This is a genomic window from Deltaproteobacteria bacterium (assembly GCA_030654105.1).
Taxonomy (GTDB): Bacteria; Desulfobacterota; SM23-61; order SM23-61; family SM23-61; genus JAHJQK01.
This window is the reverse complement of the sequence record JAURYC010000134.1, coordinates 1-8,408: the sequence shown is the minus strand read 5'-3', so window position 1 is coordinate 8,408 and position 8,408 is coordinate 1. Positions and strand designations below refer to the sequence as shown.

Below are 8,408 nucleotides of genomic sequence, written 5' to 3'. Positions count from 1 at the left end.
GCAAAGGGAATTTAAGGGTTGTTCCCAAAGACCGAATATGAACAGGCAAAGACCAACCGGCGTACTCCATGTATTTTGCATGCTTCCAGAAGGTAAAGGGTACCTCGAATGTTCACAACTGCGTATAAAAGCGGGTTCTGGATGGAAGGACGAACTCCGGCCCGGGCAGCGAGGTGGGCCACAATTTCAATTTTTTTTTCGCAAAAAACTTTTTCCAGGATTCCTTCATCCCGCAGGTCGCCTTCTACCAAGAGAAACTTTGGGTTTTGAAGGGCGCGGGTCAGGTTTCGCCGTTTCAAAGCAGGGTCGTAAAAATTATCGAAATTATCTAAACCAATGACCCGGTTTCCCTCGGCCAGCAGGCGTTCCACCAAATAAGAACCGATAAAACCCGCGCCGCCAGTGACTAAAAAAATCATAAACTTTCCTCTTTAACTTCATCCCCCTACTCTCCCACCCTCAGAGGGGGGAAAGGAAGGGAAACATATTCTAACTTCTCCAATTTAATTCCATGAATATCTCCCGTTGTAGCCGATGGAAGGGCTCCCACCTCCCGAACCCTAACACCATAACACCCCCCATGGCGATTACAGCCTGAAAAGCCCGGTCGCTGGTCCAGGGCTTGCCGAAGTGGGACAGCCTCGTTATCACTTTCTTGCCTTGAGAATACTCTTTGAAAAAGAAACATATTTGCTGCCCATAAAATTAAAAAAGGCCCCCGCTAAAATTCCTAAAATGCTGGAAAAAATATACCAGGGCCTCTTCCCCATCTGAGCATATTCAATTAATAAGTGCATGATACCGATACGGACGCCGAACCCTATCAAGCAGAGCATGACGAAAGAAATGTATCCATAATAAGCCCTTTCCTTTGGACCGACTTGAAATATCCGGATCCGATTAAGATTATAATTCCAACTAACGGCAATAAGAAAAGCGAAAAGGGCTGCAAAACGTGGATCAAAAGATAATAATTCTACGAGACTCACTAGAACACTCGTATCGACCAATAGACCCGAAAGCCCGACAAGGCAAAATTTTATAAACTGAATAATATGCGGGTATTTGTAACCATAAAGTCTCCATAGATGCAATAGATATTCTTTCTTTACCTTTGAATCTAACTTACTCGTACCGAACTGTCTGTCGCTAAAAACAATGGGTATTTCTTGCAATCGAGAATTAGTTTTTACAACAACTTCAAGAACTATCTTCCAACCTATTGGATCAAGTTTTATACCCTCGAGTATGTCTTTTCTTACGGCCATAAAACCACCAGTAGGATCTGAAAGTTTTACTAGCCCTCTTGCAAGAAACCCTGATGCTCTACTTATAATTTTTCTCCTTAAAGACCAATTTTTACAACCTCCTCCGGATATATACCTACTCCCTACGGTTATATCGCATTGCCCGTGAATAATCGGGTTTATCATTTCCGGAATTTTCTCAATGGGGTGACTCAAGTCAGCATCCATTACTAAACATATATTCCCCTTGGCTAATTCAAAACCCTTTATTACCGCTGTTGCAAGTCCTCTTTCATTTTTGCGTACATGCACTTTAACAGGATATTCATTCGCTAATGATTGGGCCACATAGGCGGTACCATCAACAGAATCGTCATCTATTACCAATATTTCACCCGTGATGCCTTCATCTTTAAGAATTTGAGAAATTTTTGGGATAATTTTTTTTACATTCTCATTTTCATTATAAGTAGGTAAAATAATAGATAATTCCATATCAAAGTCTTTTGAAAAAATTTTTTAAATCGTTATTTCTTTTAATGGAAAAAGGTCTATGTTTTTAAATTAAGCTACTGACTCACCGCATCAGTAATCGGATGAGTATAAGCCGCAAGAACCTACTTCTCATTGGGCATTTTTCAATCTACATTCCACCATGGGTAAGTTCCCCAATCACCTCAATATGATAAGTCTGCGGAAACATGTCCAAAGGCTGAATTCGCTTAACATTATAACCCAGGGCGATCAGTCGGGTCAGGTCTCGGGCCAGGGTCGGTTGTTCACAAGAGACATACAGGATCTTGGGGGGACGGAGAGATGCCAATAGATCGAGAGTACCGCGGGCCCCGGACCGTGGCGGATCCAAAACCACCACATCCACCGAATCGATTTCTCTTAAAACCAACTTGATTCCTTCTTCTGCGCTGGCCGCGATAAATTGGCAATTGGGGAGGTTGTTCTTCCGCGCATTCTCTGCCGCATGTTCAATGGCTTGCGGGTCCTGATCTATGCCCCAGACCTTCCAGGCCCGTTGGGCCAGAGGAAGGGTCAAGTTACCCGACCCGCAAAAAAGGTCGAGTACCCTTTCCTGACCCGTGAGACCCGCCCATTCCACGACCTTCCGCATCAGGTTCCAGTTTTGGTAAGGATTAACTTGAAAGAAAGATTCCCCACTGGTCTGGATATGGAGCTTCTTCTTCCCCAATAATTCCGGCCAGTCATAGAAGAGAGTCCATTCGCCCCAGGAGATTTTTTGCTTCCCCTTGACGATCATGCCTTTTACTCCTGAAATCCTTTGGCCGATCTCTTCCAGCATCTTGGGGCGGCATGACGCCTCGATGCGCAGGCTGACTACGCCCTTGCCTTCATCCGGGCTTACTTGAATTTCTACCCCCTTGATGGGAACCTTGCTTCTTTCGCCCATCCAGTTACGCAGTCCTTCGAGAATCCCGTTGACCAAAGGATGAAGGAGAGGACATTCCTGAACTTCCACTACCCGGTGGGTCCTCCAAGCATAGAAACCAAGGACTGCTCTTCCTGCGCTCATCCCTACTTTAAGCTGCGCTCGAATGCGGTACCTTCGATCCTGAGGGGAGGGGATGACTGTAAGTACTTCAAAAGTCCCTTTCCGGATCAGACGGTGTAGCGTATCTTTCAATGTTTCTTCTTTCAGTTTCAATTGTTCCGGGTAAGGAAGGTGTTGGTATTGGCAGCCACCGCATTTTCCAAAGAGGTCGCAGAAAGGCTTTACGCGCAAAGGAGAATTTCGCTCAATATTCTTCAGGACTGCTTCGATATAATCTTTTCTCTCCCGTACCACCTCCACCTGCACCTTTTCCCCCGGGGCCGTGAAAGGGACGAAGACCACTTTCCCGTTAACCCGCCCCATCCCTCGGCCGCCATAAACCATCTTTTCAATTTCCACAGTAAGAGAACGGCTCATCTTTTATATCTACTTGCCACAGAGGTCACAGAGACCACATAGGATTAAATGAAATATAACAAATTCTGCATTGCCCATAAGGACACTGAAGTATCAAAAATTGCAAACCGGATTTTTTCTTATGATCAAACCGGTAAATATTTTATTTCCATTCCGTATTTTGATTGTTGGATTTTATTTTATCTCTGTGCTCTCTGTGCTCTCTGTGTTCTCTGTGGAAAAAAATTTAGGGTCTTTTGCCTTGCAGGCCCTTAAAGCCTGTGCATTTCCAGATCGGGTGAGTCCGGATCGGAGAAGAATTGCGCCGGACAATTAGAGGTTCTAATTTTTCACAGGAATCAAAAAGTGATTCCAGACCTTGGGGTAGCTCGTTTTCCCCCTCAGTAAAAAAGATCGCCTGGCTGCCGACGGGTGGTGCATTGACCCTTGAAAGACTGTTGATTCGCTGGGGATTGTCCCATAGGTAGACGCGATATTTCCCCTGGGTATAGAACATCCCCTCGCCCCCTAATTGGTACCGCGGGGCCAGGAGAAAAATATCTCTTTCTCGTTCCATCGATCGGGCTATCTCTTTGATCCTTTCTCCAAGAATGCGCCATCCATAAAGCTGGCTCGTAGGGTCCTTCTTGGCCTTGATGGGGACTACAGGATAAATGGGTTGGAGGTGGGCCAAAAATGTAAACAGCAAAGCGGTCAAACCTGCTGCCCAAGCAAACCCTTTTTGGGCTTTTCTCCATTTCGGCCACTCCTCGCTAACAATTCCAGCCAAAGCGATAACAGCGGAAAAGTACGCCAGGGCCGGCCAGTTGGCCTCCACTTTTGATCCAAGGCTCGTGACGGCAAAGAACAGCAGAATCGGGGCAGATGTCCAGAAGAGTAAAAGAAGATTCTTTTTCTGCTGCCGAAACCCTTCGATCCCGCTCTTAGCCATTGCCCAGATCACCGCCAGGAACATCAGCGGCGATACCAACCCGGCTTGCCCGGCCCAATATTCCCCGAAATATTTTAGCCCGGCGATTTTTTTTATTTCCAACCCATGGGAGATCTGGAAACGAAAGGAAACCCAATCATGTTGGGCATTCCAAAAAATAACCGGGGAGAATACCAACAGTCCGAGCAGCAGCGCCAGGTAAGGATCTTTGCGCCAGAGCCACTCTCTTCCTTCCTTGGAAGAAAACAAGAAACCCAAGATACACGGCGCCAGGAGGACCATGGTGTATTTGGAGAACAGACCAAGCCCGAAGGAAAGGCCCGTCAGATACCACCAATAGCGCCTGCTGGAACCAACGGCCTTATAAACGCAAAATATTGCCAGGGCCCAAAATAAACCCTGGGGCCCATCCGGGGTAACAATCACGGCGCCGGTAGATGCGAGCAAGCTGAAGTTCATCAATAGGGCCGAGTAGAAACCTGCCCGCTCGTTGCCGAACATCTTCGTTCCCATGCGGTACAAAAGGACGGTCAGCAGAGCTCCGATAAACACCCATCCCAGTCGGACGCCAAACTCGCCCTGTCCTCCGATGGCCGTGAATCCTCGGATCAAAAAACCAACCATCGGCGGGTGATCATAGTAACCCCACTGTAGATTCCGTGACCAGGTATAATAATAGGCCTCATCCGGCGCCAGCTCCACCCATTGAATATAAAACAGGCGGAAAATCGTTGTGGCTATAAGCAATATAAAGAAAGCTTTTTGATATTTCTTCTCAGAGTCACTCCTGGCAATGGTTTCCGGCATTATTTTCCTAATCTTTCCTCGCCTGCGCCTTCTTCCCCAGCTAAAATCCCAGGGCAAACATCAGGGCAGACCTAAGCTCTAACATCTTTTTTGGGCTTAATGTTGTAATTAAAGGTCCGATTTTACTCTTGGAAACCGTCTGGAGGTGGTCCAGATTCACAGCGCAATCCCGGGGCATGCCCTCCTCCTTTGTCAATAAAACTTCTGAAGGGATTTCCCGAATGGTGGAGGTGATCGGAGCGATTGTAACCTCCTCCAGATATTCCAAGACGGAATCCCGGGTGAGAACCACAACCGGACGATTTTTATCGGGCCGGGGAAATTTATACCAGCGAACTTCGCCCCTTTTCATGGCTCCACCCAGGCCTGTTCTGGCTCCCAGTCACCAAACTCATGCGCTTGGACTGGTTTTCTTCTGTAGCCTTCCCGATGTTTTCGTTCCAATTCCAGGACTCGATTTCTTTTTACGGCGGCCCGCAAGGCATCCCTCGCAAATGAAGAACGGGTCGTCCCAAGCTGTTTGACAACCTTATCCACGACTTTAATGAGATCTTCATCCAGGGTCATTTGCACGGTTTTCATAAACACCTCCCCAATAATTCAATAGGGATTTTTATAGCTATGATAATCCACATAGCTATAAAACTCAAAGAATTTTTTATTCATCGGCATATGTTTATGAGATTGGGCTCCCTAAATCCGCATATCCATTTTAAATTCGAAATATCCATTTAACCCAGAAATAAGCGCGCATGTCGTTGGGAAATTGTTTGGTTTCCATGGGTATTAGGTGTAAAATAATATAATTCTGAAAAGATCATCTTTTTCAGCGGAAGATATCTTTCATGGTCAAACCTCAAATCAATGCCTTCATGAGAATTATTGGAATCCCGTTGGCGTATTACCTTATCCGCTTCTACCTTTCGCTGGTTCGGATTCGGGTTGTCAATGAGGACACCCTTTTAAACCACCTGAAAAACGGTGGAAAAGCCATCGGTGCTTTTTGGCATCAACGCTTTTTCGGGGCTATTGGTTATGCCAAAAAGTTCAGTACCCTTGCCCCTTCTGTCATCATCAGCCAGAGCCGGGATGGAGAAATGATCGCCCAAATAGCCATGCGCCTTGGTTTTCGCCCTGTTCGGGGATCCAGTTCCCGCGGGGGGAAGGAAGCTCTCGCCGCTATAATCGAAGACCTGGCACTTAATCCCATCGCTGTTCATGCAGTCGACGGCCCCCAAGGACCGAAGGGTGTTGTAAAGGCAGGGCTGATTCGGATGGCCCAATTATCCCGAGCGGCCATTTTCCCGGTGTACATTTCCGTAGATCGTGCCTGGATCACGCACAGTTGGGACCGGTTCTTGATCCCTAAACCCTTCAGCCGGATTCTCATTCGGTGGGAAGACCCAATCTTTGTTCCGGAAGATATGGATTCGGCAACATTCGAAGCCATCCGGTTGGATCTTGAGAGTAAGATGGTTCAAGGCTATGCGCAGGATGACCGAAACTGGGGATGGGAAAGGCCTTTATGATGGCTTGGAGCCCAAAAAATAATCTTCTTCTGCAGGGTAAGGAAAGTTCTTCCATATTCCCTCACTAAGGCAACAGGTTCCTCTCTCTCAGATCAAGCGGATGCCAGCAAGGGACGCACTTCACGTGCCACCTGGTCGGACAACGCATCTTCGGCAACATCCATATCATACCGACTTTGCAGGTTTATCCAATAGCGCGGGTTTTGCCCGAAATAGCGCCCCAGACGCAAGGCAATCTCCGCTGTTACCGGACGTTTACCATTCACAATATGATTGATACGCATAGCGGGCACGCCTAACTCCCGGGCGAGTCGGTATTGTGACAATTTTAACTCGCCAAGCAACTCTTTTAGATATACCCCAGGGTGTACTGGAGAAATACGCTTTTTGTTCATGCCGACCTCCTCAGTGATAATCAACGATTTCGACCTGTTCTGCATTCCCATTGCGCCATTCAAAACAAATACGCCACTGATCGTTAATGCGAATGCCCCATTGCCCTTTACGTTCTCCCTTCAAAGCCTCAAGTCGGTTTGATGGCGGTAGACCCAAATCTTCAAGCTGAGTTGCCGCATCAATCGCATTATGCTTCATAAAGGCACGCTGCTGGATGTCGTGTTTTAACAAGGGCTGAGCGGCGGCATTATATGTATATGTTAAGCCCCGACCGGGCTGTCAACTTATAATTTTATGGACGTCCCCCAGTTCCCAGATAGGTCTCCTAAACGAGTGACAAAGTCTTTCCGGTCCTGGGTATCCCGAAAGATCCCCTTGCCTTCGATTCCTCGAATCATCACATGGTGCAGGGTTCCAGGAGCGTCTAATCGGGCTTGACGAGGCATGGCTCTCTTCTATCAAAATTACCACTCAAATGTAAAGTACATATTTTCCACTACGTCCCGAAAGCGCCCGGGAGGGGCATGTTCCGGGTCGCTCCTTCCCTGGACCTGAAAAAGCTGGAGGCGATTTTCCGGCATAAGGTCTTCAAGATGCTTCTGGCCAAAGGGAGAATTACCAGAGACCTGATCGCCATGCTCTCCAACTGGCGTCATTCCGGATTCCAGGTCTTCTGCGGTCAGCGTTTATTTCCCCAGGATGAGACAGCCATGGAAAACCTGGCCCGGTACATCATCCGGGCTTCCTTCTCCCAGGAACGGATGCGGTATCTCGCAGAACCCTCAAAAGTTGTTTACCGGGCGAAAGACGGAACCGAGGAAAAGGTCTTCGATGCCCCCGTATCAAGTACGGGGCAGGCTCTGGAGTGGCTGGTCCCGCCTCTGGCGGGATGTTCCCACATCCCGGACAAGGGGGAGTCCCGCCGATGGCGGGAGTCCGGTGTTATGGTTACTACAGTCCCGCGTTTCGCGGGATCTCCCGGGGAAAGCGAAAAGAAATCGAAGACGACGGGGTCCCCTGCATCCTGGAAGCCGATAAAAGTTCGAAGGAATACCGGAATAACTGGGCGCGTTTGATACAGAAGATCGGAGCCTGTCCCCGACTTGATCGGGGGAGGTCGATCCCCTGACCTGCCCCGTAGAATAATACCGACCAGAGAGTGTTACCTGCCCGTGATTAAGAAGAAAATGTTTGATAGGAAGTCGAAATAGTCCTTCACTATTCAACGGGGCCTGTCCGAAGTGTCGGGGAACCATGCGGATCATCAGCTTCATCGAAGACCGGGAGGTCATCAAGACCATCCTGAAACACCTGGGGCTGTGGCTCGTCAAATCAAGACCCACTCCCAAGGCCCATGCCCCACCTGCCGGATACCTCAGGGATCATTTCTCTCAACTCCCCAGGAACGACGATCACCTTTATCGTGACCCCGACTACCCCTGGGATGCTTACCTTCAGTCGTAAAGATCAGGAATACGGGGCGGGAGGAACCGGTGCGCCCGGATGAGCCTCAAAAAGCCTGCCGGACCTCGTCAAATCGTTGCAAACACCCCCTC

12 protein-coding genes are annotated in these 8,408 nt (G+C 48.2%); 3 read left to right on the top strand and 9 right to left on the bottom strand.

Annotated elements, in window-relative coordinates; genetic code table 11:
* Window positions 1–11: 11 nt before the first annotated feature.
* The 6 genes from Q7V48_05340 to Q7V48_05315 all read right to left on the bottom strand — a co-directional run bounded on the left by Q7V48_05340 (window position 12) and on the right by Q7V48_05315 (window position 5,509).
* On the bottom strand, window positions 12–419 hold the full coding sequence (locus tag Q7V48_05340) for a GDP-mannose 4,6-dehydratase (GenBank protein ID MDO9210159.1): 408 nt from the start codon (window positions 417–419) through the stop codon (window positions 12–14).
* Between the two features lie 228 nt (window positions 420–647).
* Window positions 648–1,742, bottom strand: coding sequence for a glycosyltransferase family 2 protein (locus tag Q7V48_05335; GenBank protein MDO9210158.1), 1,095 nt, complete (start codon window positions 1,740–1,742; stop codon window positions 648–650).
* A gap of 148 nt (window positions 1,743–1,890) precedes the next feature.
* Entirely contained in the window at window positions 1,891–3,189 is a 1,299-nt protein-coding gene (gene rlmD, locus Q7V48_05330; protein ID MDO9210157.1) for a 23S rRNA (uracil(1939)-C(5))-methyltransferase RlmD, read from the bottom strand.
* A 226-nt stretch (window positions 3,190–3,415) separates the two neighbouring features.
* A complete protein-coding gene (locus Q7V48_05325) occupies window positions 3,416–4,927 on the bottom strand; it encodes a glycosyltransferase family 39 protein (protein MDO9210156.1) in 1,512 nt (503 codons plus the stop codon).
* A 40-nt stretch (window positions 4,928–4,967) separates the two neighbouring features.
* A complete protein-coding gene (locus Q7V48_05320) occupies window positions 4,968–5,279 on the bottom strand; it encodes a type II toxin-antitoxin system PemK/MazF family toxin (GenBank protein ID MDO9210155.1) in 312 nt (103 codons plus the stop codon).
* Window positions 5,276–5,509, bottom strand: a complete 234-nt coding sequence (locus Q7V48_05315; GenBank protein MDO9210154.1) for a ribbon-helix-helix domain-containing protein — start codon at window positions 5,507–5,509, stop codon at window positions 5,276–5,278. The genes Q7V48_05320 and Q7V48_05315 overlap by 4 nt, the downstream gene beginning before the upstream one ends.
* 263 nt (window positions 5,510–5,772) lie before the next feature.
* Here Q7V48_05315 and Q7V48_05310 point away from each other — a divergent pair, with 263 nt between their 5' ends.
* Window positions 5,773–6,456: a lysophospholipid acyltransferase family protein gene (locus Q7V48_05310; GenBank protein ID MDO9210153.1), complete on the top strand. Its 684-nt coding sequence runs from the start codon at window positions 5,773–5,775 to the stop codon at window positions 6,454–6,456.
* A gap of 92 nt (window positions 6,457–6,548) precedes the next feature.
* On the opposite strand, the gene Q7V48_05305 is transcribed toward Q7V48_05310, so the two are convergent.
* The 3 genes from Q7V48_05305 to Q7V48_05295 are packed head-to-tail and all read right to left on the bottom strand — an operon-like array spanning window position 6,549 to window position 7,298.
* Window positions 6,549–6,851: a HigA family addiction module antitoxin gene (locus Q7V48_05305; protein ID MDO9210152.1), complete on the bottom strand. Its 303-nt coding sequence runs from the start codon at window positions 6,849–6,851 to the stop codon at window positions 6,549–6,551.
* Window positions 6,852–6,861: 10 nt separating this feature from the next.
* Entirely contained in the window at window positions 6,862–7,083 is a 222-nt protein-coding gene (locus tag Q7V48_05300; GenBank protein ID MDO9210151.1) for a type II toxin-antitoxin system RelE/ParE family toxin, read from the bottom strand.
* Between the two features lie 53 nt (window positions 7,084–7,136).
* Window positions 7,137–7,298, bottom strand: a complete 162-nt coding sequence (locus tag Q7V48_05295; protein MDO9210150.1) for a hypothetical protein — start codon at window positions 7,296–7,298, stop codon at window positions 7,137–7,139.
* A 78-nt stretch (window positions 7,299–7,376) separates the two neighbouring features.
* Here Q7V48_05295 and Q7V48_05290 point away from each other — a divergent pair, with 78 nt between their 5' ends.
* The gene (locus Q7V48_05290) at window positions 7,377–7,928 is read left to right on the top strand and encodes a transposase (GenBank protein MDO9210149.1); all 552 of its coding nucleotides are present in this window, start codon (window positions 7,377–7,379) and stop codon (window positions 7,926–7,928) included.
* A gap of 178 nt (window positions 7,929–8,106) precedes the next feature.
* A complete protein-coding gene (locus Q7V48_05285; GenBank protein ID MDO9210148.1) occupies window positions 8,107–8,316 on the top strand; it encodes a hypothetical protein in 210 nt (69 codons plus the stop codon).
* Window positions 8,317–8,408: the final 92 nt, after the last annotated feature.

What these genes read in the sequence shown, in the direction of transcription:
- Q7V48_05295 (MDO9210150.1), bottom strand. Translation starts at nt 7,298, where the DNA reads ATGCCTCGTCAAGCCCGATTAGACGCTCCTGGAACCCTGCACCATGTG.
- Q7V48_05335 (MDO9210158.1), bottom strand. Translation starts at nt 1,742, where the DNA reads ATGGAATTATCTATTATTTTACCTACTTATAATGAAAATGAGAATGTA.
- Q7V48_05305 (MDO9210152.1), bottom strand. Translation starts at nt 6,851, where the DNA reads ATGAACAAAAAGCGTATTTCTCCAGTACACCCTGGGGTATATCTAAAA.
- rlmD (MDO9210157.1), bottom strand. Translation starts at nt 3,189, where the DNA reads ATGAGCCGTTCTCTTACTGTGGAAATTGAAAAGATGGTTTATGGCGGC.
- Q7V48_05290 (MDO9210149.1), top strand. Translation starts at nt 7,377, where the DNA reads ATGTTCCGGGTCGCTCCTTCCCTGGACCTGAAAAAGCTGGAGGCGATT.
- Q7V48_05310 (MDO9210153.1), top strand. Translation starts at nt 5,773, where the DNA reads ATGGTCAAACCTCAAATCAATGCCTTCATGAGAATTATTGGAATCCCG.
- Q7V48_05315 (MDO9210154.1), bottom strand. Translation starts at nt 5,509, where the DNA reads ATGAAAACCGTGCAAATGACCCTGGATGAAGATCTCATTAAAGTCGTG.
- Q7V48_05320 (MDO9210155.1), bottom strand. Translation starts at nt 5,279, where the DNA reads ATGAAAAGGGGCGAAGTTCGCTGGTATAAATTTCCCCGGCCCGATAAA.
- Q7V48_05285 (MDO9210148.1), top strand. Translation starts at nt 8,107, where the DNA reads ATGCGGATCATCAGCTTCATCGAAGACCGGGAGGTCATCAAGACCATC.
- Q7V48_05325 (MDO9210156.1), bottom strand. Translation starts at nt 4,927, where the DNA reads ATGCCGGAAACCATTGCCAGGAGTGACTCTGAGAAGAAATATCAAAAA.
- Q7V48_05340 (MDO9210159.1), bottom strand. Translation starts at nt 419, where the DNA reads ATGATTTTTTTAGTCACTGGCGGCGCGGGTTTTATCGGTTCTTATTTG.